Origin of the sequence: Bartonella jaculi (assembly GCF_039543045.1) — a bacterium.
Taxonomy (GTDB): domain Bacteria; phylum Pseudomonadota; class Alphaproteobacteria; order Rhizobiales; family Rhizobiaceae; genus Bartonella; species Bartonella jaculi.
This window is the reverse complement of record NZ_BAABIZ010000001.1, coordinates 89732-115765: the sequence shown is the minus strand read 5'-3', so window position 1 is coordinate 115765 and position 26034 is coordinate 89732. Positions and strand designations below refer to the sequence as shown.

Sequence of the window (26034 nt, the reverse complement as noted above, 5' to 3'; positions counted from 1 at the left end):
GACACAAGAATTAAAAAACGTAATCAATGATCCTACCCCTCTCATTCGTTAGAACATTGACGTAAAATGATAGAATACTACTTTTTCACATATGGAATTGTAGAGTTTACCATCAATTTTTTCTAAAAGCTTATTTCTCTATTCTCATTACAGATAAATACCGGCCTAAAAATCCTGCAATCATTCCCTGCTTCACGCATTATGTGCACAAATATTACTCCATTCTTACAAATTTTAATATATACATGCCCTGAATAAGAAATAAAATACGTTTATCTCCTTGGTAATAAAACTTTTGCACATAACCCGCCAAAGTCAGAACGCGATAAGAAAAGATTTCCGCCATATTCGTTGACCATATCTGAAACAATCGCTAATCCTAAACCTGTCCCCGGCTTACTTTCATCAAACCGCCAACCTCTTTTTAAAGCTTCATCAATTTGTTCTTCTGTTAAACCAGAACCATCATCTTCTACAAGAATACTAAAGAATTTTGCTTCTTCAACATTTTCTTCTAAACAACAGGAGATCAGAACTTTTGTATGAGACCACTCAGCAGCATTTTCAATCAAATTTCCTACAACTTCCTCTAAATCTTCCCGTTCACCAGAAAAAACAATATCATCGATATCCATAACAAATTGAAACTGTTTTTCAGGGTTAAGCTTTTCCATAACCCGTACCAAACGATCAATCACTCCGCGAACAGATGTGTGATAAACAACACTGTCGCATTGTGCTGCAATCCGTGCACGCTGAAGATAATGATTTATTTGACTCTGTATTATTTGCGTTTGTTCTCTCAACAAAATCGCTTGTTCTCCATACATCTTATCAACTTCATTCATAATCACTGACAGAGGCGTCTTCAATGAATGAGCAAGATTACCAACCTGTGTGCGAAACCGTTCAATAATACGCTGATTATTATTGATAAGGGCATTCATCTCTTGTGCTAGCGGCATAACCTCGCTTACTAAGTCTGTATTCACGTAGTGAACCCTGCCTTCGCGAATATCATTCAATGCGCGTCGAATAAGCTTCAAAGGTTGAAAACTAAAAAACATAATAGCAATGTTAATAAGAACACTACCTATACCAAAACTCCACAAAAAAATTTGCAAAGTTCGCTTAAATTCCTGCACCTGTGCATGCGCTTCATCAATATTCCCAACGAGTCGAAAACGCGCAATGTGATTGCGATTATCAAGAACAACATCACTCTCTATCACTTGTAACTTCTGACCGTTGTTTCCCTTTATCCGATAAGAACGAAAGAATTTATTGTCAAAAGGTATATCGGTATCGCTGGGTGAAAATATTTTCCCAGTTCCTAATGATGGAGATGTCAGTCTTCCTTGTAGATTAGGTGATACAGAAACGACTTCCCAATACCACCCCGATGTTGGATCTGAATAACGAATATCATCAATCCCAAAACTTCCTTTCAAATTCCCATCAGATGATACAGTCACTGTCGCAATAAGACTGTAAAGTTGAGCAGAAAGGATACGCTCTAGATTTTGTTCACTTGAACGCTGATAAAATAAAATACTGACGGCAGAAATCGATGAAAGCGAAATAACGACCCATAATGTTGATAAAATCATAACACGTAAGCTAAGAGATTTACCAATAAGAAAAATCATCCTCCTAAGCGAGCCCTTATTCTTTAGAACTCTCATTGATCACCTAGCTTTTTCACTCTATAGCCCAATCCACGAATGGTCTCAATTAAATCCACTCCTAGCTTTTTACGTAATCGTCCTACAAAAACTTCAACCGTATTCGAATCCTTGTCAAAATCCTGATCATAAAGATGTTCGGTAAGCTCCGTCCTTGAAACCACCCTCTCACAATGATGCATGAGATACGAAAGAAGTCTGAATTCATAGGAAGTTAATTTAATCAACTGATCATTAACAAAAACACGAGAAGTTTTGGTATCCAACCAAACCTCACCACAACATAACGTACTCGTCGCATGGCCTGCAGCTCGACGAATTAACGCCCGCAACCGCGCCATCACTTCCTCTAAATGGAATGGCTTAACAACATAATCGTCAGCACCAGCATCAATACCAAGAACCTTATCAGACCAGCGATCTCGCGCTGTTAGCACTAAAACAGGCATCAAATGCCCTTCTTTGCGCCATTTTTCAATAACACTAATCCCATCTAAATATGGCAAACCTATATCAAGAATTACCGCATCATAAGACTCTGTGCTTCCTAAAAAATAAGCCTCTTCACCATCAAAAGCGCTATCCGAAACATATCCCGCACTTTTCACAGCTTCCGCTAATTGATGATGGAGATTCCGATCATCTTCAACAATTAAAATACGCATCACAACATCTGCTAAATACTAATCAGCGGGAACCGAAACTTCAACACGGCGCAGCTTTTTACCCTCACGGGCAGGCACAATGACCACAACCACACATATATTTCTTCCATCCTGAACAATGGGGGTGGAACGTACTAATACCCCACTCTGTTGGACAGCAACTTTCTTACCTACTTCAACACATTCAGTGGCCCATACAGAATCCGCACCAAGAAGAACAGCTATTATTATAAATAAAAAAGATTTTTTCATCATAGATATTTTATAATCTACTGTAGATGAATATAGAATGAATAATGTTTTTGTCTATTCAAAAATCACACAGAAAAATATATAATATCCCTCCATGCAACAAAATAATGTGTGAATGTTATCCCGAACTCTCATGATTTCAAAATAAAATCCTCTTAAAGATCACATAAAAATTGGAAGAGAAAATCTACAATAAATAAAACATTGTCGTAATTCTAAAATAAATTCTTTCTGTGTTGATACTATAGCAAAAAATTCTCTTCACTCCATATAATTATGACAGATTTGTTTCGTTCTATCATTTTGCAACAGGCTCTCTTTTAAATGTTTCATTTTTTTAAAAAAAAGAAAGCACAACACAATAAACCATTTCAGAGTCCTGCACTCATTGAATTAGATGCACGGTTAGACACTGCACTTTATCGCATCCGCTCTACCAATAGTGCCTTCTGGAATAAGGCAAAAATCGCCTCACAGTGTTTTCATATCCGAGGGTGGAAACGATTTATTGTCGAACTTCTTGATGAAATAATGACATTAGGATTGATTGCTTTTACTCTCTTCACCATAAATGGTATTTCTATTTTTGAATTAACTAAAAAAGACTGGTCTTCTCCCAAGAAGTTTTCCATTCTTTTTCTAGATCGGTATGGAAATCCCATCGGTCACCGTGGCGCATCACCAGCTGCGTCTGTTCCCATTGAAGAAATGCCTGATTATCTTATTAAAGCGGTTCTTGCAACAGAGGACCGTCGTTTCTTCGATCACTGGGGCATTGATTTGTATGGACTCACGCGAGCAATTGCAAAAAATATGCAGGCTAAAAATGTGGTTCAAGGTGGTTCGACCCTTACACAACAACTGGCTAAAAATTTGTTCTTAACAAATGAAAGAACCATAACACGCAAAATAAAGGAGGCTTATCTTGCCCTTTGGTTAGAGGCAAATTTTAGCAAAAAGCAGATTTTGCAACTTTATCTTGATCGGGCATACATGGGAGGAAATAATTTTGGTATAGCAGCAGCTGCAAAATTTTATTTCGATAAAAATATACGCAATGTATCCCTTAGCGAATCCGCTATGTTAGCAGGCCTCTTCAAAGCTCCAACCAAATATGCTCCTCATAATAACTTGCTTGCCGCTCAAACACGTGCCAATGTAGTGCTTTCTAACCTTGTCGATAGCGGATTTATAACTAAAAGCCAAATTATCAACGCTCACCGCCATCCTGCCAGTGCTCTCAAAAAAATAAAAAACAGTCAGCCTGATTATTTTCTTGATTGGGTATTCGAAGAAATCAAAAAAATGAATGACCAACTTCCAAGCCGTGCTTTGATCATTCAAACCACTCTTGATCCAGATATTCAAAAAGCTGCAGAGGAATCCATCGCCTATCATTTACATCAATACGGTCAGCAATACCGTGTAACACAAGCTGCTACCGTCATACTCGATAATAACGGAGCTGTGTGTGCAATTGTTGGGGGATTGGATTATAGTAAAAGCCAATTTAACCGAGCAACACAAGGCGGACGACAACCCGGTTCTTCATTTAAACCCTATGTTTACGCAGCCGCAATGGAACGTGGTCTATCTCCCTCAACAATAGTCTTAGATGCCCCCATCAATTGGGGAGGTTGGTCACCCAAAAATAATTCCGGTCATTATCTCGGTAAAATCGATTTAGCAACTGCTTTAGCCTTTTCTATCAATACAGTGCCTGTCTATCTTACCTATCAATATCTTAACCGCGATACCCAACCAATCATAGATCTGATCAAAGATATGGGGATTCATGCGCATATTTTATCACACAAAACTATGGTTCTAGGCACATCCAATATGACACCAATGGATCAAGCAACCGGTTTTAATGTCTTTGCTAATGGAGGCATGGCTGGAAATCGCCATGGTTTCACACAAATCAGCACAACAGATGGGCATGTGGTATGGGACTTCGAGCATAACCGTGATAAAATACATCGAGTACTCAGCAAACAATCAGCAGCTTATATGAATCAAATGATGGTTGGTGTTACAACACGAGGATCAGGTAAGCGTGCTGCTCTCCCCATGACCCTTGTTGCTGGAAAAACTGGAACATCACAATCCTATCGCGATGCGTGGTTTGTCGGTTTTACCGGTAATTATACTGGAGCTGTATGGATGGGCAATGATAATTTTTCACCAATGAATCGTGCTTTTGGTGGCGGTGTTCCTGCCATGATATGGCACAGTATCATGCTCGCTGCACACCAAAATATAATGCTTAAACAGCTCTATGGTGTTGAAAACTCTCTCCTCCCTTATCAGCCACCACCCCTCCCTTCCCATAGTGATTTTGAGCTTACACCCCAAATACCTCACACGCTCTCCCCTGAAACATTGAATATTGTGCGGATGATTAACAAAGATCTGAAAAAGACATCTGCAATCTCTTTGAAATTGGAAAATTGGGAGCTTTAACACATTGAATTCAAAATATTCTAGAATGTTTGTTAACATCGCCATTCCCTTTTTCATCTTCGCTTTTTCCATTTTTTTGGGAACACTTAGTGTTGATTATGTACTCAATTCCTTTAATCATTTTGGACGTTTTACAATTGGAGAATGGAGTGCTTACCCAGAAGCAGGAACCGCCAACACTGATCCCTATACCCGTGCACGCACTGCCAAAAGAGGCGAAGTTTCAATTGGGCGCACAGAAGGGCTTATTTTTCAACTTTGGAAAGATAACCATGGGCGTCCATTACGCCCCCATTGCCATTATTTGCTCAAAGGACACATCCCTGAAACACGTCTCTTCACCCTTTATACAGCTGACAAATCCCTCAAACCTTATACTTCATCCAAGGAAATACCTTTCGAACTCTATACCAACAATATTACCTATGAACGTGATGGCTCATTGCGTATCAACATCGCACCTACACCACAAATTGGCAATTGGCTTGCAACGGTCAGTCAAAAAGAATTCGGACTTATTCTTACTTTGTACGATACCTCAATCATCTCTGCAACGGCATTACAAAAACTTACGATGCCCTCTGTAGAACAAATTCCAACAGGACAAAAAAACTGTGACTAGATTTATTCACACCGCACTTCTTGCGAGCATCGGTGCTATCATTGTTCATATTTGCGTTTTATTTCTAACGCCCTATTGGGCAAAAAATAATATATGGACAGAACTTAAAAAATCCAGAAATCCTTATCAATTTGTTGACTTGGATGCCCACAATCCTATTCAGAAGATTACTGATCCGCTTTTTCTTGTTAAAGTCTGCAGATTTAATCTGGACAATGGCCCTGTTCACTTAAAAGCTTTGAAGACAAGCCAATTTTGGTCACTCGCTGCCTACACACACGACGGAATTATTTTCTACAACCTTAATGACCGAACAGCCCCTGATGCGACTCTCGATCTTATCATTGGAAAACCTATACAAATCATAGAACTCAAAAAATCAAAGTCTACAAGAAATACAAATTCAGTTTTAGTCGCTCAAAATTTGAATGAAGGTTTTGCACTCTTACGCATCTTTGCTCCCTCGTTACTTACAAAAAAAGAAAGCGAAGCCTTTTTTTCATCTGCAACCTGTCGCATGTTCAATGGATGAAAATCACACTACTTTCCGCCTGACAACGGCTCTATTTTTCAAGAGTAGACAAAAATGACCCCAAACTCAGATTCAAACACAATCAGCTAAATATGAGAATGAGAACACAATCCTTATGCCAACGTTAAATCACCTGATTTTTTCTTGAGATAAAAATCATTAAAAATAATCCGTACAACGCGCTTTTTTTGAAGCACTCATCTGCTACAGAATGATGTGCACTGAGTGAACATATTGATAAAAACTGTGAAATAAATGCGATCTGTATCACATCTAAACGGTATTGTGCTTGATAGGAAACATCACCTCAAGCAAAAAGTAATAAATGAGAATAAAATACCAAAATTGTGGATAAACACACGCATCGTAAAGCTTGTAATTTAAGTTTATTTTTATGTTGTTACAGCTATTTTCCATAAAGTTTAATCAATCTATAGGGGTGATGACAGTTACCGAAATGAATTAGTGAAGATAAGCATTGGGAACTGATGGAAGACAGAGCATCCTTGACCTTAAAAATAAGTGCTTTACTTTTGTCATAGGACTGGAAACTTTCTGTGAGATAGGAAATCTAAAAGAAACTTTGCTTCTGGTCCATGGTTAAGGGGAAAAGAGCTTCATGAAGAAGACATATGTTCGGTTAATCTCGAGGGCAGCAGTGTGGTCCCCCCGTTTTGGTGGATTGGCATTTTTGATTTTGTTATTTTCAATCCTTTTACAGCGCTTTTCCGTAATTGACGTAACTGACTTCATCATTTTAATAATCATTTCTGCTTGCTGTGTCGCTATTTCTCTTTTTCTTGCTGTAAAAGCACTTTACAGCTTGTGGGTGCATGGTGCTCTGGGTGGAATGAAAGCTTTAAAAGGTATCATTTATTCATTAATAACAGCTACACCATTAGTGCTCTTTTTTGGATTTTGGTTTGCTTTTCCAGCACTTCATGATGTTTCCACTGATACACAAAACCCACCCGCTTTTTTTCGCACAATACGCCCCAACGATGCTTTACCGCTTAAGAATATTTTGACTGAGCAAGCAACATTACAGATGTCGGAATGGCCAGAAATGTCAGGACGTCGTTATGATGGTTCACCTGAGCGTATTCGCGAATCCGTTCTCAATGTTTTAGCAGCCTACGATTGGCCTATTGTAGCGCAACGAAAGTTTAAAGGTGAAGATGATGCACTTTATATTGAAACAATGGCAAAAACTTTTTACCTTGGGTTTATTTCGGACATTGTCATACGTTTAACCGATGAAGGCGATACAACTTTTGTTGATATGCGTTCTGCTTCGCGTTATTTGCCAAGAGATTTGGGGACGAATGCTGCTTTTATTATCGATTTTATGGATGCCCTTGATACAGAAATCGCCTCACTTCCTCTTTCTCAAGATGATGAGTAGAGGCTAGAAGTATAGTAAGTTACATTTACTAAATCAGCTTATTTCAAAAATAAATCTTGAGACGTGCAAAAACGAACAGATCAGTTATCGTCTCTCGACGGCCATAAGCATTACTGACAAGTTCTTTGGACACCCAAAAGCAACTTATAGCCTCTTTTTAGCGCGTGACATATAGATAAAATATTTGAATTCAAATTCTAAACTTAAATACTATAATTGATTTTACATATATTTTTTATGCCCAGAAATCTCATCATAAGAATAGGCAAGAAGACTTCTCTAATAAGGAAATTAAGCATTTTGTACAAGCTTATTTTTCCAATGAAAATAGAAAAATATATCTTCATCAAGAAAGATGAAATACATTTATCATAAAATATGATGCATATGTAATATAGTTACAGAAAAAATCAATAATAAAATACACATAAATTCATCTGTATTTTACAATAAATGATTATTGCAATTTCATAAAGAAATTTCATAATAATAAAACAAAAATTATATATAATTACAAATAATAGAAACTTATTTAAATAAAAATAATTTTTTTATAAAACATAATTTAAATATAAATACTAATATATAATATATTTAAACGCAATATAAATAAAACAAAACGCCAAAAATAACAAAAAGAACCCCCAAAATGTCTTAATCGCTTCCTTTATACTATTTTTCCAACTGTCACCACTGTATCTATAAATTAATGAAAATATAAAAACAAATATTGAAAATAATATATCAAAAACATTATTATATAAAGAGAATGAATAATCATTTTTCATATAAATAACGTATACAAATAAAAACTGTTATAGAAAGTAATATAACAAATATAATGAACAAAAATGTGCTTAACAACATTTTTTTCACAATTTCTTTGTTACTATAACCTTTAAATTTATACCGTAAAAACATGGCATAGAAAAATATAAAGAAAGAACATGTATAAGATAATAATTCTGCAATAATACGAATAATATCACTCATAAAAAATCCAAATTAAAAATATACAAAAACAATAAATATTAACATATATTATATCGTATAAAAAATAATAAATTAAAATAATATAAAAAATGAATTTATTCTTATAATTATTTAATTTTAATATTTTTTCATTACATAATTTAGATACATAATACAATTTAAATAAATATACTTAAACAAAAAATGCAAAAAACAATTCATAAAATATATTAAAAATATAGATAACAAATAAAACTTCCAAATTAATCTATAATTATAAATTAATAATGAATAATCATTGTTCATAGAAATAACGTATATAAATAAAAAATGTTATAGAAAATAATATAACGAACAAAAATATTCTTAACAAAATTTTTTTCCAAATTTCTTTTCTATTATAACCTTTAGATTTATAATATGAAAACAATGTATAGAAAAACATAAATAAAGCACCTATAGAAAACAGTAATTCTACAATAATACGAATAAGATCATTCATAAAAAAAATCCAAATTAAATATATAATTTTGTAAAATTATGCACCTAAACCTTCCTGTCAAGCTTGTAGACACATAATTATGCCTACAAGCTTGTTCATTTTAGAAATATCTGCTAATCTTTATATTAGCGATAACATGCATAGGCTGTATTTCCTATACCTGTGGCAAATCCTACTGTAGAGCCAACTCTTCCTCCTAACAACAGACCTTCCGCAGCGCCTATTGGTCCTCCAACTGACCCCCCCATAAGTCCACCAATTACCACTCCCATATCATGTCCCGTATGTCCCATTAAAAATCCTGCAGAGAGATAATCTCCAACAGTACACCCAGGCCGTGATCCACCACTTGAAAAATTCATTGATGAAACATTTGACCAAGTATTAGAAAAACTAGAACCAAATGAACCAAACATATAACTCCTCCCTTATCTATTAAAATAACGTATCATCATGATACATGATAAAGCTGATAGCATGCATTTTAGACAAATGTCAAACCTCTTTTAAATAATAGTCATAAAAATACACATAAATTGATAAAGACATTATGTGTATATAATTAAAATACAAAGTATATTTTTAATAAATAAATATTTTTTTATTTACAATACTACAAAAATATGTGACATCAATCAAAATCTTCTTTTAACAAAATAATAAAAATTAAATGAGAAATTCACCCGAAAAGCTAATATCCTTCTCTTGGTTTACTCAAACCACCAAGAAATATATTCATTATGTCATTGAACTTAGTCTAGTGGCCATTGTCTTGCGCTTACTTGGCTTGGTGAATCCTTTTATTTTCCAAGCGATTATCGACCGCATCTTGCCCTTTCAGCGTGCGGAAAGTCTTTATGCTATCGTTATCCTTATGATTGCTATCATGCTGTTTAGCACTGCTCTTAGCTCTCTCTCCGGCTATTTAGGAGCTTATTTAGCAAATCGGCTGACTCTAGAATTTGCGCGTCGTATTTACACCCATGTATTAAGCCTCTCCTTGCCTGTTTTACGCACTTGGCAAGTAGGGGAGCTGTTCACGCGAATCGGAGAGGTTGATACAATTCGTGGTTTTTTAACAGGAACCATTGCAACAACTGTGCTGAATGTTCTGTTCGCCATCATTTATCTTGCAGCACTTTTTTCTATCAGTCCGCAACTCACCTTCATCGTTCTTATTGTTTTACCCTTACAAATGGGTTCTTTAGCATTGGTCGGCCCTTTTTTACGCCGCCAATTACGCCGTGCTTTCACCCTGCAAGCAGCCCATCAATCGCGTCTCATTGAAAGTTTTACGAATCTTGAAACCATCAAAGCGCATGTAAAGGAACCAGCCCATACAATACGCATGCAAGAAACTTTAACTCGTAGTTTAGATCAAAGCCTTACAACCAGTAAATTGCATCTTCTCAATGGAGCCATGAGCCACATTTTTGGTGATCTTTTCACTATTTTTATTATCTTTTTTGGTGCTCAAGCAGTTCTTCAAAACCAAATCACACTAGGGCAACTTATTGCCTTTCATCTCCTCGCTGGCAATGTTTCTGGGCCGATCTTAAGCCTTGCCTCTTTATGGGAAGAATGGCAGCACTTAAAAATCTCTCGCCTTCGTTTGGGCGATATTCTTAACGCCCCATCAGAATGGGAAGAAGAAAAGCCTCCCCTTCAGCTTACCACAATGCCTCATCTTGAAGCCAACGATCTCTGTTTTTCTTATGCAGATAAGCCCATTATCAATCATCTTGATGTCTGCTTACAACCTGGACAACCGATTATGTTGCTTGGTCCTTCAGGTTGTGGAAAAACAACCTTGGCTAAACTCCTTTGCAGTCTCTACCACCCAACAAGCGGAAAAATATTGATTAACGCCCAACCTTTACAGAATTTTGATGTCCGTAGCGTGCGTGAAACAATCGCGTATTTTCCCCAAAATCCTTGCCTTTTTTCCGGAACCATTCTTGAGAATATGCTTCTTTCCAAACCAAATGCCACAAAAGATGAAATCGACACTGCTCTGTATGCAAGTGCTTGCCAAGATTTGATTGCTCAGTTGCCTCAAGGACTGGAGACACAAGTAGGAGAGCAAGGTGGTTTTTTATCAGGTGGTCAGCGCCAACGCTTGGCTTTGGCTTGTTTCTTTCTGATAAACCCAAGCCTTCTTATTTTGGATGAACCTACTTCCGCATTGGATGACACTGTCAGTGCACAAATTGTTGAGCATTTATATAAACTTTCGCAAGAACGTATCGTTCTTGTTATTACCCACAAACGTGATCTTTTTCCTCAGCATGCAACTGTCTTAAACTTCACTGATCTGGAGGCAAAAAATGGCGGATAAAACAGCTCGTTTACGCCCTTTGTCACCAACACTTCATATGGTGGTTGCTGTTTTGATTGCTTTATTCCTCTTTATTGTGATCGGAAGCTTTATCGCAAAAACAGAGATTGTTGCACGGGGGCAAGGAAGTGTTATTCCCACCGCTTACGTTCAGCTGGTCCAAGCGCAAAATACAGGTCGCATTGAGCAAATTCTGGTAAAAGAAGGGCAATTTGTTCATCAAGGTGATCTCCTTATTCAATTAGATCAGCGCGAAGCCCTCAATGAGCGCGCACGTGTTCAAGCAGATATCGCGCAACAAACCCTTCAAGCACAAATCGCAACTGCTATTTTAACAGCTTTGCGTGAAAGTGATCCTTTGGATAAAGATTTCGTGACCAAAGGGCTTGCCTATCTGCCAGCCCCTTCTTCTGGCAAAAAGACTGCAAGAATGGAAGGGGAAAAACTCATTAGCGCTACCCTTCAATCTCTTCAAGATAAATTAAGAGCGCTAAAAGCACAGGCGGATCGCGTCGAACGCAGCGGTGCAACACAACATGCGCAATTAGACAGATTAGAAGATGATCTTCAATTAAGCCAAGGAAAACTAAAAGCCGCAAAAAGCCTGATGGAAACAAAAGTCATTAGCCAAGCCATCTATTTAGAGCGTTTACATGACCTTAAAAATGTCGAGCATGAAATTTTAACCAATCAAAGGCGCTTAGAAGAAAATACTGCCGAAATAAACACCCTCCGCCAACAACGGCAAAGTCTTATTTCCGATGAAATCGCCCGCTATCGCCAACTTTCGCGTGAAACAGAACTGAATCTTCAAGGATTAAAAGCAAAGCTTGATAGCACCCAATACCATCTTGACCACTTATCACTCTATGCACCTGTTGATGGACGTATTGATGATTTAAGTATCCATACTTTGGGCGGCTTTGTAGAGGCTGGTAAAACGCTCATGCGTATTGTCCCTGGTGCGGGCGGTCTCATTGTTGAAGCGTTTTTTGATAATCGAGATATTGGTTTTTTAGAAAAGGGCCAACGTGCTTACATCAAGTTTTCTGCCTTTCCACCTGAACGTTTCGGTGTTATCCACGGCACAGTCGTTAATGTAGGCGCTACAGCGCGCTATAATAAAGAAATTAATGGCGCCTACGCGGTTTTAATCAAAATCGACCAAGATCATATCACTTTGAATAATAAACAACTTAAATTTATCCCCGGTATGACTGTCACAGCTGATGTCATCACAGCAAAACGGCGTCTTATTTCCTATTTCTTTGAGCCTATTACCAAAATTTTAGAACAATCTCTAAAGGAAAGATAATGTGTGAATGAAAATCCTTCGCCATCACTCATAGACCCTCTTACAGCGTTAGGAGCTATGACGGTTTTAATGCTTACATCTCCCTTATACCGCCGCTGGCGAATTTGGGATATTGAACGCAACATAGGACCAGCCTTACAAACTGGGCAATACAAGCTCTATAAAAATGAGAATGGAGAATTTTGTGGCTTTATCACCTGGGCTTTTTTAGATGAGAAAAATCATCAATCTATGCTTGAAAAGGGAGAATTTTTACCCGATGCCAATTGGAAAGGTGGAGAGTATATGTGGTTTATTGATTGTGTTGCACCCTATGGACATGCTGCTGGGATGGTACGTGACATGCAACGGCATGTGTTTCCTCATCAGCAATATTGCTACGCTGTTCGTCGTAATGAAGAAGGTGGAATACGGAAAATTACCCGCTGGTGTTGCTATAGAGAGAAAAATCCATCTGAGTAGTTTTTGTAAATCAATTGAAAATGAATCTTTTGAGATCTTTCTCTCCCATACCCTCCAAGATTTCCGAAAATCAATTTTTGGGGAATATTTACTTATTGATCAAGCTGATTACACGGTCTAAAGGCGCTATAGTGATATTTTTAGCGTAACAGCCTGATATAAATGATTATGGACAGTCTAGCGGATTAGTTATGCCTTTTAAAACCCGTTAAAATCCCTCCATTATCCTTGCGCTTTACTTAATCCAACATCATGCCTTTTAAGACCAAAAGAGCAAATTTTGAAACCATAGTGCCCCAAACCTATCAAACGAGGAACAGATTATCATAATGCTTCAGAAGTCAACAAGTTTAAAGCCATTTTTATTCCCGCATAGCAGCGCATGCTATCTTTCATCTTATTGCTGATTTTAGCCGCTATTTAAACCGTTACCAAAGCATTTTATACGTAAAATGAATTTTTATCATCTTACCACTTAAAGTTTTTAAGCAGCAAAGTAAGCTCCCTAGATAATCATCATCACAATACAGAAAACCTTTTATGGAACAATAAACAGCCTAAAATATCGAAAAGGACATTGGCACATATCAAGATAGATCTCTCCAGCCAAAACGATCCAAAGAACTGACTGAATACCAAGATCTGAGCCATATGCATGGGGCAAAAAATATTAATGAACCAACGCTACCAACGCTGAGAATTCTAAAGAACAAAAAACAAAGGTTTAGAAATAATGCGGTGAGGATGAATACCTCCCCCTTAAGAATATTGCGCTATAGTAAGATTGAATTGGTGCAACTGTTTCCTTTTATGAGGGCATATTGGGTGAATAACAAATACAGCGAGAACTAAAAAACAGCACAGAGATTGATTAAGAAAGTGAGTAACTGTTCATCCACCAATGTAGGAGCAACAATTTGATAGTCAAAGCGCTTTTCGGCTTAACCCAAGACAATACAACACTGTTTCCAAAAGTTCTGATAGGATGCAATCCGTAACAAAAACTTGTGCTTCTTAACACCTCTAAACTCGCGCCTCTAAAACAAGGGCGGATCCTTTGTCAGTTGTAAATATAAAGCGATTAGCAACCAAATCAGTTAAAAAACTAAAAAGGTTCAGGAGTGACGGAAAATACATTAATTGAACAAAGGTTTTAAAATTCCCGAGCTTATATATATTAATTTTATTAAAGATTGGCTGGGGTACCTGGATTCGAACCAGGGAATGCCGGTACCAAAAACCGGTGCCTTACCGCTTGGCTATACCCCAAAAAAAAGAACATGCCCACATCCACTCGCGTACCTTATAGCGATTCCCGTGAGGGTGTGCAATATCTGAAAATCAAAGCTCTGATTTTTTTATCATAAAGTTTTCAAGTCTTATTCGTGTCACATTGATGCAAAATTCGTAACAAAAACTTGTACTTACTTTATACATCTAAAACAAGAACTGCTTATCTGTTAATTATTTTGCATTTTTCGTCTTTTGCCATTTTATCTTCCCATGCCATTGTCTACTGACAATAAAAAGTTAAATTTGTATTTTGGACGTATTGAACAATCAGCATCGATTATGGCTTATTATAACGTCTTTTCTTAACGCATTCAAACCCAAACTATTCAAATGCAATAATACATCTTGAACGTATTAGATCATCGTAGCAAATCCCATTTTTGGCTCATACGTGTAAAATGTCGATTATACTCGACTTATGAGATATTGTAAATTTGTGCAAAAAAATCAATGAGACCTACAAAAAAAAGCCGCTTCTACCCCTTTGAAAAACTGTGATAAAAACGATGACATACTTAGTGACACATAGGCTCATAAAACCTTTGCAAAAATAAGTGAAGACATTCGCATAATATTCAAGAAATATTTTAAGGAATATATGCACCAACTGAGTGCTATTTAAGTTCCTTTTCATTCCTTATATGAAAAGATGAGCATTAAAATTAAATTGTACACACAATATTCAATGTTTGCTTTTAGATGCTGTAAATGGCAAATTAGATTTGTGGAGTGAGCTTAACAATTAGAATCGAGGAGATTTTTAGATGGCTTTTGAATTGGCCGAGTTGCCTTATGACTATGATGCCCTTTCACCTTATATGTCACGCGAAACGCTTGAATATCACCATGATAAGCATCACCTTGCTTATCTTACCAATACCAACAATTTTGTGAAAGATTTAGGCTTAGAAAATGAAAGCCTTGAAAATATTGTCAAAAATAGCTTTGGACAGAATATTGGTTTGTTTAATAACGCAGCCCAATACTACAATCATAACCATTTTTGGCATTGGATGAAAAAAGGTGGAGGTGGTCAAAAACTGCCTGAAAAATTAGCAAAGGCTATTGAATCTGATCTGGGCGGGTATGATAAGTTCCGCGCAGATTTTATTGCTGCTGCCAGTGCCCAATTTGGTTCTGGATGGGCATGGGTTGCTGTTAAAGACGGCAAACTTGAAATTATGAAAACCCCTAATGGTGAAAATCCTTTGGTCCATGATGCTAAACCTATTCTGGGTGTTGATGTGTGGGAACATTCCTATTACATTGACTATCGCAATGCACGCCCGAAATATCTTGAAGCTTTTGTGGATAATTTAATTAATTGGGACTATGTTTTAAAACTTTATGAAGATTGCAAACTTTAAGCTGTTTGCATAATTTTATTGTATCAGTGGCTCCATAATTTATCAAGCTATGGAGCCCGTGAGAAAAAATAGGGTTCAAATTAACAGGAATTTTTTCCTATTATTTTTAGGATATATGCGTAAATATACGCGACTTCTTCCAACTTTGAAAAACGCCCAGCCGCCCCTGCATGGCCTGAATCCATATTAATGCGTAATAAAATTGCATTATCGTCCGTCTTTAAATCGCGTAATTTTGCCACCCATTTTGCAGGCTCCCAGTAAGTTACACGAGGATCAGTTAATCCTGCAATCGCAAGAATAGAAGGATATTTTTGCGCTTTCACATTATCGTAGGGTGAATAAGAGGCTATAAGATTATAATCTTCTTGTGATGCAAGAGGATTTCCCCATTCAGTCCATTCTGGGGGTGTTAGTGGCAGAGAATCATCTAACATAGTTGTTAGAACATCAACAAAAGGCACATTCGCTACGATCCCTGCAAAATCCTGTGGAGCTATATTTGCGATAGCGCCCATCAACATACCTCCTGCAGAGCCACCGTGGGCGATAAGCCTGTCATGATCCGTGAATTTATTGTTTACAAGATAGCGTCCACAAACAATAAAATCTGTAAAGGTGTTGTGTTTAAAGAGGTGTTTTCCTTTTTCATACCATGAGACTCCTTTTTCTTTTCCTCCACGAATATGAGCAATGGCATAAATAAAACCTCTATTAACTAAAGAAAGTACATTGCTATTGAAACTGGCAGGAATGGAGATGCCATAGGCACCATAACCATAGAGAAGACAAGGCGCACTGCCATTTAGAGTCGTCGTTTTATGATAAAAAAGTGAGATAGGGATTTTCTCACCATCTTCTGCGGTTGCCATAATACGCCGCGTTACATAGTCATCTTTATTATGTCCCGAAGGAATTGTTTGCGTTTTTAAGAGAATCCGTTTGCGACTTTTTATCTCATAATCAAAAACTTGATCAGGTGTTGTCATTGATGAATAGGAAAAGCGTATCGTTTGGCTATCATATTCTGCCGCACCTTGTAGCCCTAAGGAATATGCTTCTTCTGTAAAAGAAATGGAATGAATTTCTCGAGTGGTACGCTCCATTACTTTTATACGAGGAAGCCCTTCAAAACGTTCAAGCCAAATAAGAAAATCTTGATAAGCATCATGAGACAGTATCAAGCATCCAAGCTGATGTGGTATAAGCTCAGACCAATTTTCTGACTGTGGAGATGTGTATGGCGCTACCATGATTTTAAAGTCTTTTGCGTTATCTAAATTGGTAAGAATATAAAAGACATCACCACCTTCTGTAAGTGAATATTCAATACCTTTTTGTCGCTTCCGTACACATTGAGGAGCCGTAAATGGCGCTTCAGCAGAGATCAGCCAAATTTCTGACGTTTCATGATCATGAATGTTAATATAAATAATGTCATTAAGTTTAGAACCGCTTACGTGTAAAAAAAATCCTGGATTATCTTCACGAAAAATGAGCTTATCTTCCGATTGTTCGGTGTTTAATCGGTGATAATAAAGCTCCGAAGGACGGTGGTTTTCATCCATCTTAGTATAGAAAAAACCTTCAGATTTAGCATCCCACACAATCTGTCCAGATGTATCAGTAATTGTCTCCGTATAGTCAGACAATGTTTCTAAATTGCGAATTTTAGCTTTGTAAAATTCTGATCCTTTGTCATCGTAGGTCCATACAACATGTGTATGATCAGGAGATTCTTGAACTGAACCAAAATTGAAATATTCCTTCCCTTCAGCCAAAACATCACCATTCAGGTACACGTTTTTTTCTCCTCCATTCCTTGGGGTACGAAAATAATGTGGTTGCTGTCCGCCGGTAACATAAGAAAATCCATAAGCAAAAGGGCCATGTTTTACAGGAACCGAACTGTCATCTTCGAGGAGGCGGCTCTTCATTTCGGCAAAAAGCAAATCTTGTAATGACTTTGTATCAGCCATTTGAGCAGCCTGATAAGCATTTTCTTTTTCAAGATGATTCCTAATCTTTTCATCAAGACAGCTAGGATTTTTAAAAACATCTTGCCAATTAGATGCACGCAACCAGTGATAAGGATCGTCGCGACAAATACCGTGATACATATCTTTATAAACAATTTTGGATGCTTTGGGTGGAAGTATAGAAGAGCTAAACATATACGATCCTATGCTAAAATATGTTAATGGGTTTGTTTATATGTTAGAAATATACCACTTATGCAAGTGTGCAAATCTATAAGTCCCGCTCACTTGCAAACATATGGTTGCAGTATCCTCCCAATTACCTATGCACTTTGTGCTGAGTACATATTATAAAGTATTTCCTTTTACGAAGATAACGCCGTTTTTTATAAACAAGTTAAGAAAATTAAAATGTTGGGTAGCAGAATTGAATTTTTTGTTAAACGATAGAATTGGTTTCTGGACATACACAATAAAATTTAATTTACGATAGAAATATATTTTAAATATAGGTATTATAAAATTAGGAAATAAAAGATTCTTTGGTTCTATGACAATATATAAGTTATATCATTCCAGTATTTATTGTTCTATGGTATGATACATATCTTTCATAGAATTTAATTATTTTATCAAATCATCATCTTCTGTTTAAATTTATAAATTAATTTTAACATATTTACTACGATTAAGAAAAGATAATCTCATGACAACAAACATATAATTTAAAATTATAAAAAATAAACTGTAAAAATATAATATATAAAACAAATTAATTATTTTATATATTATATTTTTAAATTTAACTGTTTTATATCTATGCTCTCTAAAATAAATAAATTCATTCTATATTATTTTTTATATTTATGATATATTTCATTTTCATAGATGATATTTCGTCTAAAAAACTATATACCAGCAAGAAAGAAATTGTTTCTTCCTCTCTTATATTATGACAAAAAGTGGGTATTTATTTGATTTTTTTGTGTTTTGGCGATTTTGTAGAATAATTGAATTGACAAAAAAGATTTTTGTACAATATGAAACCTACGTGCATGGGATCTCTGTATTGGAGTATGAGTGCCAATGACATCTCGATTTTAACTTAAAGGAAAAAAGAATGGAACATCGTCCAGTCTTAGAGACTGAAAGCAATTTAGTTATTACATTAGTTGCTGATATTGTTGCTGCATACGTAAGTAATAATTCAATCCGACCGACTGAAGTGCCAAGTTTGATTGCTGATGTTCATGCTGCTTTTCGTAAAGCAGGGAACGTAGAGTTGACAGAAGTCGAAGTCGAAAAGCAAAGACCTGCCGTTAACCCAAAACGTTCAATCTTTCCCGATTATCTCATCTGCCTTGAGGACGGAAAAAAGTTTAAATCTTTGAAGCGTCATCTCATGACACATTATGGAATGTTGCCAGAGGAGTATCGTGAAAAATGGCAGTTGGACAGTTCTTATCCTATGGTTGCACCTAATTATGCAAAGGCACGCTCAGCTTTGGCGAAGGAAATGGGGCTTGGACGCAAAAGTAAACGTAAGAAAACCAAGTAATCGCGTTTTTTTAAAAAGTGATGCCTCCAGTATTAAAGGTGCTTCCCCAGAAAATATGTTTTCTGTGAAAGCTGTGTGAGGTTTTTGCTACGAGGATTTTGTTCTTATACGTAACTCTCATTACGAATTCGTTCAATCATCGATTTCAGACCATTTGATCGTTGTGGTGTGAGATTTTCGTTTAAACCAAGTGTGTTAAAGAGTCCTTCAGCATCGGCATTGCGAATTTCAGAGGCTTTTTTCCCCGAATAGAAGGCGAGAAGAATATAGATGAGTCCACGCACAATGTGGGCATCAGAATCACCTTGAAACGTTAATGTAGGATTTTCGGAATTATCACGCAAAGATAAAAGCCACACTTGGCTCACACAACCAGGAACTTTGTGGGCATCATTGCGGGCACTTTCTGGAAAAGGCGGTAACTCGTGGCCAAGTTCAATTACATAACGGTAACGATCTTCCCAATTATCCAGAAGAGAAAAATTTTCTATAATATCATCGATTGTTTCCGCCATAACCTCAGTCCTGTCTTATCTTGTTTTGTTTTTTGATGCTCATTTTCATGCATTTTGTTAACAGAATAAGTGTTTATTCCTCTTAGTAGAAACCAATAGTGCACATTAAAAACTTTTGTTTCAAGGGAGTGTGAAATGATTCTATTTTTGTGTGGAATTTTGTGTATCCACCTTGGGAGAAGTACTTTCGCGTTGAGACATATTCTTGTCAGCTAATATATTGCCGAGATACTCGTAAGTTACTCTTGCACCATAACGTGCGCGTTCACTAAGTGAACTTAGAAAAGATTTTCCAACTTTGCAGGATTCTGTATTACGTTCACAGAATGTTCCTAAATCATTTAGAGTTTCTTTAAAAGCAGTCATCATATCACTCGTTGTTGTCTCACTCTCTCTTTCAGTAGAAAAATGATTGTTACTTGGCTTTGCTGCAAAAAATGAAATGACAACAAAAACAAAAAACAAAAAAAATGATAATTTTATTAAAAAACGTATCATGGATAGACAGTGTATTACAATTGAAAATAGAAACAAAAGGAGCAGTTTATGCTCTTTTTATTGATAAAAAATTTATAAAATTCGTGTTTTATGAGATGGAATATTCATGTGTCAAATTTGTATCATTAACTCTGTTATAATAATCATATGATGCAGCTATGCAGAGGCAAAATGCATTTCTTTTGTTAGAATCTGTGCTCCTAACTCCCTAATCCAGAGAGCAATTGAAGCATAAACGAATGATCCCATAAAAAGAAGCTCTTTTGTTTAATCGCCAGAAGATATATCCGAAGTGGTTGGAATTATTGGAGATAACCTTCCATAGAAGGGCGTTTTTTGTAAAACTGTTCATCATCATTCTACAGTATTTTCTTATTTGTGCGTGAAAGAAGGATAGTGATACAATTTTGTCTCCTCACCCCTTCTCTCCGTGTATCTGAACATAACTTTTATTAGCAATACTTTGTGTATCTTCAAACCCTATAAAAAGCTGAAATACTTGAATTATATCATTCCATTTCCTCAGAGTAAGCACAAAACGTAAAGATCAGCACTAAGGCATATATCACAACATGATTCTTTGTGGTAAATTTTCTCGTTTCTCTTCCCAAAACTTCCTTTTTATGCTGACCGCATCTATACCGCTTGGCACAAGAATTCATAATGTTTATGGATGCTACACCACTTATCGAAAATAAAGGTAGAAGACTCTCACCACCGTTAAAACACCTAAACACTTTCAACAAAACGGTGGGGATGGTTTTGAGCCCTCACGCATATCTCGAAAGCTTATACCCAATGAAGATCAAATCTTTTGCCACTCCACGTACTTAATGTCATATCTCTCCATGCTAACACGCCTATTCTTCACAAATGAAACGTTAGTACCACTTTATCTTTTATCCAAAGCTTATTGAAGATACAAAACCTAGCAACTTAATATCAAATTTGCGTAGTCAAAGAGGAATTATTCAAGACACATGGGCTTAAAATTTTATTATAATATTCTATCACGCTATAATGAAAGTAAATATACTGTGATAGAGAAAAACTATAAGCTGATAACTATGGGAATAAGCAAAACCTAGAATATTCGTGCCACTTGTTAGCATTTTCTGTTGCGACAGAGCGACAATATAAAATTGAAAAGCTTGTGTAGGCTGTTTACTTATCTTGCTGATATTTTTTTGAAATAACGTCAGCTAAAGTTTACGAAATTTATCAAATATTAGTAGAATGGATTTACATCAGCAGATAGTACGATAGTGTAGCAACTACGCTGATCACACGGCTGCACATACGCGTAAATCAAGTATGCAAACATTTGAGAGAGAGATGCTGCCATCAACTTTTCGGCTTTATAGGCTGTCTCACCTTCATTTCAAATGCTATCAAAGATATGTGCAAAAAGAATGTAATGAGATGAATGAGATTGAGAGAAGTGGATAAAGGCTGTTGTTGATTTATCAATGATACTTTGGATATTGCGATTTTGTTTATTTTAATAATTTGAAGGGGGAGTGAGTAACAACGTAGGTGCATCTTTCTACAACTGAAATGTATACTATGTTTATTTCCATGTAAGAAGCAACCGTAATTGGGAATTAAAAAATAAAAATAATGACAAAAAAACGAAAGACACGCAAAACAAAAGCCAAAAAACAGCGTAAACACTATAGTAGTATTGTTATAAAAACCCTTCTTATAAGTGGTCGTTTTCTTTTTTGGTTAACAAACCTACTTTACTTCTATACACGCAAAAATACGTTGTTTTTCGTTGGGTCTCTTCTTTTTATCATTACTTTTGGAGTTGTTTCATTCAATGCTTTATTTTCGCAAATGACAGTGCATCAAAATGTATTTCCTCAAATGAAATTCACATCTGTTTCAAATATAGAACAAAATTCCATTTTGCCTCCCCCAAAAGCAAAATTTCAAGAAAATACGCGTGTTACTTCTGTACCGCTTCCGAGTGACTTACACAAAAATTCATCTTCGAGTTCTCTGTCAGAAGGCACGCTAAAAATGCAAAAGAAACTTGCAAAACTAGGGCTTTACGATGGTCCTTTAGATGGGGTAGAGGGACCTAAAACGCGTCGTGCCATAGCACTATGGAAACAACAAACCGCTCGCAAAACGCAAAACAGTATTTCATCTAACCAAAAAACAGATGAAATTGCAGTATTAATTAAGCGTAGTGAAATGGAAATGGCAAATGAGACAATAAAAACAAAAGATATGCCCCACTCAAAAGAAACAGTTTTATTAGAGCCTTCTGCTGCAGATATTATACAAGTGCAAAAAGCTTTACGTGCTTTTGGTAATCATGAAGTCATTATCACAGGTGTAGAAGACCAAAAAACAATAGAAGCCTTAAAAGAGTTTCAAAAAATGTTTGACCTCCCCCTAACAGGTAAGATTAACCGTACCGTTTTAACGAAAATGCGTGAAGTTGGTTTGTTGAACTGAAGATAATCATCTATCTTATAAAGCAAACACTGAAAACATGAAGATAATGCACTATCCTGCTTTATGCTTTTTCTCATAAATGCATTGAAAGGCACACTTTTTCCTCTCCCACACATACAACTCATGGTGTGGTATCCTAGGAGTTTCCTTTTAGTAAAGGAAATGAAGAATACGTACAATTTATTCTATGCATTACAAGCAATGCATTGATTTATAATGATAATTCATCGTTTTCGCAACTTTAATGAAGTCCCTAAATATAGTAAGATTCTTTTATTTCAAACTGCTTTTATCATGAATCAAAAAAACATTTGCTTGCACATTATAAGAGAGATGAGCCATAAGAGAGATGAGCCTGTGGATAAAAATATTTAAGAAAAAGAGCAAACACACCTGTTATGCTCCGTCTAAATGCAAGAGCAGCCACCACGCAATGAAAATATTTTTCCTTTATGCCTTTTTTGCAATTGCCGACTGGGCTGCTGCTAAACGCGCAATTGGCACCCGAAAGGGAGAACATGAAACATAATCCAGATCATTTTCTTCACACAAAGCAATAGAAGCAGGATCACCTCCGTGTTCACCACAAATTCCCAGTTTAATTTTTCCACGCCGTGAACGTCCACGTTGCGCAGCAATAGCAATAAGCTCCCCTACTCCATCACGATCAATTGATACGAAAGGATCTTGCTCCAAAAGTCCTTTTTGAAAATACGTTGCTAAAAAGGGAGCTGCATCATCACGTGAAATTCCAAAAGTCGTTTGTGTGAGATCATTTGTTCCAAATGAGAAAAATTCCGCAGTTTCCGCAATTTCATCTGCCCGAAGAGCAGCCCTTGGAAGCTCAATCATTGTCCCAACCATGTATTGAATATTGCTTCCTTTTTCCTTCATCACCTCATTAGCCACTTGATCAATATGTGCTTTCACAAAATCAAGTTCAGATTTAAGTGCCACAAGTGGTACCATAATTTCAAGCATAACAGGAGATCCAGATTTTTGAGCAGCTTCTGCTGCTGCTTCAAAAATTGCTCGCGCTTGCATCTCTGCAATTTCAGGATAAGTAATAGCCAAACGGCACCCTCTTAATCCAAGCATAGGGTTAAATTCATGTAGCTGCTGCGCACGTTCAGCAAGCACCTCAGCAGAAATCCCCATAACCTTTGCAACATCAAGAATTTCCGTATCCGTTTTTGGCAAAAATTCATGGAGTGGTGGGTCTAGCAAGCGGATAGTAACAGGTAAACCAGACATAATTTCAAACAATTCTGCAAAGTCTGAGCGCTGCATCGGCAAAAGCTTATCCAGTGCTTTACGACGGCCATTTTCATCGTTACTTAAAATCATTTCACGCATGGCAATAATACGTTCACCAGAAAAAAACATATGCTCTGTACGGCAAAGACCAATACCTTCAGCTCCAAAAGAACGCCCCATACGTGCATCAGATGGTGTTTCAGCATTGGCGCGAACTCTTATACGCCGCATTCTATCAGCCCACTCCATCAATTTTGCAAAATCTCCGCAAAGCTCAGGTTGCAACATTGCAACCCTCCCTTTAAAAATTTCCCCACTTCCACCATCAATCGTAATGATGTCGCCTTTTTGAAAGCTTTGTCCTGAAACAAACATAGTGTTTGCGTTATAATCAATCCGTACACTCCCTGCACCGGAAATACACGGTTTTCCCATACCACGTGCTACAACAGCAGCATGACTTGTCATACCACCACGCGTCGTTAAAATTCCTTCTGCTGCGTGCATACCATGAATGTCTTCTGGACTTGTCTCTATGCGTACCAAAATCACTTTGCGCCCTTCTGTCGCTGCAGTTTCTGCCTCTTCCGAAGTAAAAACAATTTCACCTGTTGCCGCCCCCGGAGAAGCAGGTAAACCACGTGCGATAACAAGACGAGCCGCTTTAGGATCAAGTGTCGGATGTAAAAGTTGGTCAAGCGATTTTGCATCAATTCGCATTACCGCCTCTTCACGGCTTATTAACCCTTCCTCAACCATTTCAATCGCCATTTTTAAAGCCGCACGAGCCGTTCGCTTCCCTGAACGAGTCTGCAACATCCACAATTTACCTTTTTCAATTGTAAATTCGAGATCTTGCATATCCCTATAATGCCGTTCAAGCTTTTGTGCGATCTGACATAGCTTCAAAAAAGCCTCTGGCATGATCTCTTCTAAAGATGCCTTATTTGATCCTGCAACAATACGCGCATTTTCTGTGATATTTTGGGGAGTTCGAATACCCGCCACAACATCTTCACCCTGCGCATCAACTAAAAACTCACCATAAAGTTCTTTTTGCCCTGTAGACGGATTACGAGTAAATGCAACACCTGTTGCTGAATCTTCACCCATATTGCCAAACACCATCGCCTGTACATTAACTGCTGTTCCCCAACTTTCAGGAATATTATGTAAACGGCGATAAGTGACTGCGCGTGCTGTCATCCAACTTGAAAAAACTGCTCCAATCGCACCCCACAACTGCTGTTCAGGATCTTGCGGAAAAGGCTTACCTAACTTTTCTTCAACATATGCTTTATACGAAATAATAACATCTTTCCAATCAGCCGCCGTCATTTCTGTATCGACAGCATAACCATTGCGTACTTTCGAATCATCAAGAATTTCTTCAAAATATGAATGATCTAATCCTAAAACAACATTAGAGTACATTTGGATAAAACGGCGATAACTGTCATAAGCAAAGCGTTCATTATTGGCTTGTAAAGCAATGGCTTTTACAGTCTCATCATTCATACCAAGGTTAAGTACTGTATCCATCATCCCTGGCATAGAAGCTCTAGCACCTGAGCGAACAGAGAGTAAAAGTGGCTTTTTTTCATTACCAAATTCGCGTCCTGTTTGTTCACCAACGCGCTTCAAGGCTTGTTTAACAACTTCTTGTAGTTCTTCTGGATAAGATTTACCATGCGCATAATAAAAATTACAAACTTCTGTCGTAAGAGTAAAACCAGGAGGTACAGGCAAACCGAGATTACTCATCTCTGCCAAATTAGCCCCTTTGCCACCAAGAAGATTGCGCTCATTTGCACTTCCTTCTGCATGGCCATCGCCAAAACTATAAACCCATTTTGTCATCGTATAAATCCTCCCATATCAG

General features: G+C 36.9%; 18 protein-coding genes and 1 tRNA gene. 10 read left to right on the top strand and 9 right to left on the bottom strand.

The window, feature by feature from the left end; all coding sequences use genetic code 11:
- Nucleotides 1–272 precede the first annotated feature (272 nt).
- The 3 genes from ABD915_RS00460 to ABD915_RS00450 are packed head-to-tail and all read right to left on the bottom strand — an operon-like array spanning nucleotide 273 to nucleotide 2605.
- On the bottom strand, nucleotides 273–1685 hold the full coding sequence (locus ABD915_RS00460; protein ID WP_345113594.1) for an ATP-binding protein: 1413 nt from the start codon (nucleotides 1683–1685) through the stop codon (nucleotides 273–275).
- On the bottom strand, nucleotides 1682–2350 hold the full coding sequence (locus tag ABD915_RS00455) for a response regulator transcription factor (RefSeq protein ID WP_345113591.1): 669 nt from the start codon (nucleotides 2348–2350) through the stop codon (nucleotides 1682–1684). The genes ABD915_RS00460 and ABD915_RS00455 overlap by 4 nt, the downstream gene beginning before the upstream one ends.
- Before the next feature lie 18 nt (nucleotides 2351–2368).
- Nucleotides 2369–2605, bottom strand: coding sequence for a hypothetical protein (locus ABD915_RS00450; RefSeq protein WP_345113588.1), 237 nt, complete (start codon nucleotides 2603–2605; stop codon nucleotides 2369–2371).
- A 321-nt stretch (nucleotides 2606–2926) separates the two neighbouring features.
- On the opposite strand from ABD915_RS00450, the gene ABD915_RS00445 reads away from it, so the two are divergent.
- The 4 genes from ABD915_RS00445 (at nucleotide 2927) to ABD915_RS00430 (ending at nucleotide 7627) form a co-directional block, all read left to right on the top strand.
- A complete protein-coding gene (locus ABD915_RS00445) occupies nucleotides 2927–5068 on the top strand; it encodes a transglycosylase domain-containing protein (protein WP_345113586.1) in 2142 nt (713 codons plus the stop codon).
- A gap of 25 nt (nucleotides 5069–5093) precedes the next feature.
- A complete protein-coding gene (locus ABD915_RS00440) occupies nucleotides 5094–5690 on the top strand; it encodes a DUF1214 domain-containing protein (RefSeq protein ID WP_345113583.1) in 597 nt (198 codons plus the stop codon).
- The gene (locus tag ABD915_RS00435; RefSeq protein WP_345113581.1) at nucleotides 5683–6222 is read left to right on the top strand and encodes a DUF1254 domain-containing protein; all 540 of its coding nucleotides are present in this window, start codon (nucleotides 5683–5685) and stop codon (nucleotides 6220–6222) included. The genes ABD915_RS00440 and ABD915_RS00435 overlap by 8 nt, the downstream gene beginning before the upstream one ends.
- Before the next feature lie 619 nt (nucleotides 6223–6841).
- Nucleotides 6842–7627, top strand: coding sequence for a DUF1499 domain-containing protein (locus ABD915_RS00430; protein ID WP_345113579.1), 786 nt, complete (start codon nucleotides 6842–6844; stop codon nucleotides 7625–7627).
- A 1599-nt stretch (nucleotides 7628–9226) separates the two neighbouring features.
- Here the strand turns inward: ABD915_RS00430 and ABD915_RS00425 are convergent.
- On the bottom strand, nucleotides 9227–9517 hold the full coding sequence (locus ABD915_RS00425) for a hypothetical protein (protein WP_345113576.1): 291 nt from the start codon (nucleotides 9515–9517) through the stop codon (nucleotides 9227–9229).
- A 254-nt stretch (nucleotides 9518–9771) separates the two neighbouring features.
- On the opposite strand from ABD915_RS00425, the gene ABD915_RS00420 reads away from it, so the two are divergent.
- From ABD915_RS00420 to ABD915_RS00410, 3 genes are read left to right on the top strand one after another with little or no spacing between them, the layout of a single operon-like run.
- Complete coding sequence (locus tag ABD915_RS00420; RefSeq protein ID WP_345113573.1) at nucleotides 9772–11439, top strand: peptidase domain-containing ABC transporter; 1668 nt, start codon at nucleotides 9772–9774, stop codon at nucleotides 11437–11439.
- Complete coding sequence (locus tag ABD915_RS00415) at nucleotides 11429–12754, top strand: HlyD family type I secretion periplasmic adaptor subunit (protein ID WP_345113570.1); 1326 nt, start codon at nucleotides 11429–11431, stop codon at nucleotides 12752–12754. Before ABD915_RS00420 ends, ABD915_RS00415 begins: the two co-directional genes overlap by 11 nt.
- A gap of 3 nt (nucleotides 12755–12757) precedes the next feature.
- A complete protein-coding gene (locus tag ABD915_RS00410; RefSeq protein ID WP_345113568.1) occupies nucleotides 12758–13216 on the top strand; it encodes a toxin-activating lysine-acyltransferase in 459 nt (152 codons plus the stop codon).
- Between the two features lie 1194 nt (nucleotides 13217–14410).
- On the opposite strand, the gene ABD915_RS00405 is transcribed toward ABD915_RS00410, so the two are convergent.
- Nucleotides 14411–14485, bottom strand: a tRNA-Gln gene (locus ABD915_RS00405).
- Between the two features lie 788 nt (nucleotides 14486–15273).
- Between ABD915_RS00405 and ABD915_RS00400 the strand changes: the two genes are divergently transcribed.
- Entirely contained in the window at nucleotides 15274–15876 is a 603-nt protein-coding gene (locus ABD915_RS00400; protein WP_345113566.1) for a superoxide dismutase, read from the top strand.
- An 80-nt stretch (nucleotides 15877–15956) separates the two neighbouring features.
- Here the strand turns inward: ABD915_RS00400 and ABD915_RS00395 are convergent, their stop codons facing one another.
- Nucleotides 15957–18050 carry a S9 family peptidase gene (locus ABD915_RS00395; RefSeq protein ID WP_345113563.1) on the bottom strand — a complete coding sequence of 698 codons (2094 nt, stop codon included), beginning with the start codon at nucleotides 18048–18050 and terminating at the stop codon, nucleotides 15957–15959.
- A gap of 925 nt (nucleotides 18051–18975) precedes the next feature.
- Here ABD915_RS00395 and ABD915_RS00390 point away from each other — a divergent pair.
- The gene (locus tag ABD915_RS00390; protein ID WP_004860891.1) at nucleotides 18976–19413 is read left to right on the top strand and encodes a Ros/MucR family transcriptional regulator; all 438 of its coding nucleotides are present in this window, start codon (nucleotides 18976–18978) and stop codon (nucleotides 19411–19413) included.
- A 104-nt stretch (nucleotides 19414–19517) separates the two neighbouring features.
- On the opposite strand, the gene ABD915_RS00385 is transcribed toward ABD915_RS00390, so the two are convergent.
- Both ABD915_RS00385 and ABD915_RS00380 read right to left on the bottom strand, forming a co-directional pair.
- Nucleotides 19518–19928, bottom strand: a complete 411-nt coding sequence (locus ABD915_RS00385; protein WP_345113558.1) for a SufE family protein — start codon at nucleotides 19926–19928, stop codon at nucleotides 19518–19520.
- Between the two features lie 141 nt (nucleotides 19929–20069).
- A complete protein-coding gene (locus ABD915_RS00380) occupies nucleotides 20070–20426 on the bottom strand; it encodes a DUF5330 domain-containing protein (protein WP_345113555.1) in 357 nt (118 codons plus the stop codon).
- Nucleotides 20427–22046: 1620 nt separating this feature from the next.
- Here ABD915_RS00380 and ABD915_RS00375 point away from each other — a divergent pair.
- Entirely contained in the window at nucleotides 22047–22895 is an 849-nt protein-coding gene (locus tag ABD915_RS00375; RefSeq protein WP_345113552.1) for a peptidoglycan-binding domain-containing protein, read from the top strand.
- Between the two features lie 450 nt (nucleotides 22896–23345).
- Here ABD915_RS00375 and ppdK read toward each other — a convergent pair whose 3' ends face one another.
- Entirely contained in the window at nucleotides 23346–26012 is a 2667-nt protein-coding gene (gene ppdK / locus ABD915_RS00370; protein WP_345113549.1) for a pyruvate, phosphate dikinase, read from the bottom strand.
- Nucleotides 26013–26034 lie beyond the last annotated feature (22 nt).

What these genes read in the sequence shown, in the direction of transcription:
- ABD915_RS00460 (WP_345113594.1), bottom strand. Translation starts at nt 1,685, where the DNA reads ATGAGAGTTCTAAAGAATAAGGGCTCGCTTAGGAGGATGATTTTTCTT.
- ABD915_RS00455 (WP_345113591.1), bottom strand. Translation starts at nt 2,350, where the DNA reads ATGCGTATTTTAATTGTTGAAGATGATCGGAATCTCCATCATCAATTA.
- ABD915_RS00450 (WP_345113588.1), bottom strand. Translation starts at nt 2,605, where the DNA reads ATGATGAAAAAATCTTTTTTATTTATAATAATAGCTGTTCTTCTTGGT.
- ABD915_RS00445 (WP_345113586.1), top strand. Translation starts at nt 2,927, where the DNA reads ATGTTTCATTTTTTTAAAAAAAAGAAAGCACAACACAATAAACCATTT.
- ABD915_RS00440 (WP_345113583.1), top strand. Translation starts at nt 5,094, where the DNA reads ATGTTTGTTAACATCGCCATTCCCTTTTTCATCTTCGCTTTTTCCATT.
- ABD915_RS00430 (WP_345113579.1), top strand. Translation starts at nt 6,842, where the DNA reads ATGAAGAAGACATATGTTCGGTTAATCTCGAGGGCAGCAGTGTGGTCC.
- ABD915_RS00425 (WP_345113576.1), bottom strand. Translation starts at nt 9,517, where the DNA reads ATGTTTGGTTCATTTGGTTCTAGTTTTTCTAATACTTGGTCAAATGTT.
- ABD915_RS00420 (WP_345113573.1), top strand. Translation starts at nt 9,772, where the DNA reads ATGAGAAATTCACCCGAAAAGCTAATATCCTTCTCTTGGTTTACTCAA.
- ABD915_RS00415 (WP_345113570.1), top strand. Translation starts at nt 11,429, where the DNA reads ATGGCGGATAAAACAGCTCGTTTACGCCCTTTGTCACCAACACTTCAT.
- ABD915_RS00400 (WP_345113566.1), top strand. Translation starts at nt 15,274, where the DNA reads ATGGCTTTTGAATTGGCCGAGTTGCCTTATGACTATGATGCCCTTTCA.
- ABD915_RS00395 (WP_345113563.1), bottom strand. Translation starts at nt 18,050, where the DNA reads ATGTTTAGCTCTTCTATACTTCCACCCAAAGCATCCAAAATTGTTTAT.
- ABD915_RS00390 (WP_004860891.1), top strand. Translation starts at nt 18,976, where the DNA reads ATGGAACATCGTCCAGTCTTAGAGACTGAAAGCAATTTAGTTATTACA.
- ABD915_RS00385 (WP_345113558.1), bottom strand. Translation starts at nt 19,928, where the DNA reads ATGGCGGAAACAATCGATGATATTATAGAAAATTTTTCTCTTCTGGAT.
- ABD915_RS00380 (WP_345113555.1), bottom strand. Translation starts at nt 20,426, where the DNA reads ATGATACGTTTTTTAATAAAATTATCATTTTTTTTGTTTTTTGTTTTT.
- ABD915_RS00375 (WP_345113552.1), top strand. Translation starts at nt 22,047, where the DNA reads ATGACAAAAAAACGAAAGACACGCAAAACAAAAGCCAAAAAACAGCGT.
- ppdK (WP_345113549.1), bottom strand. Translation starts at nt 26,012, where the DNA reads ATGACAAAATGGGTTTATAGTTTTGGCGATGGCCATGCAGAAGGAAGT.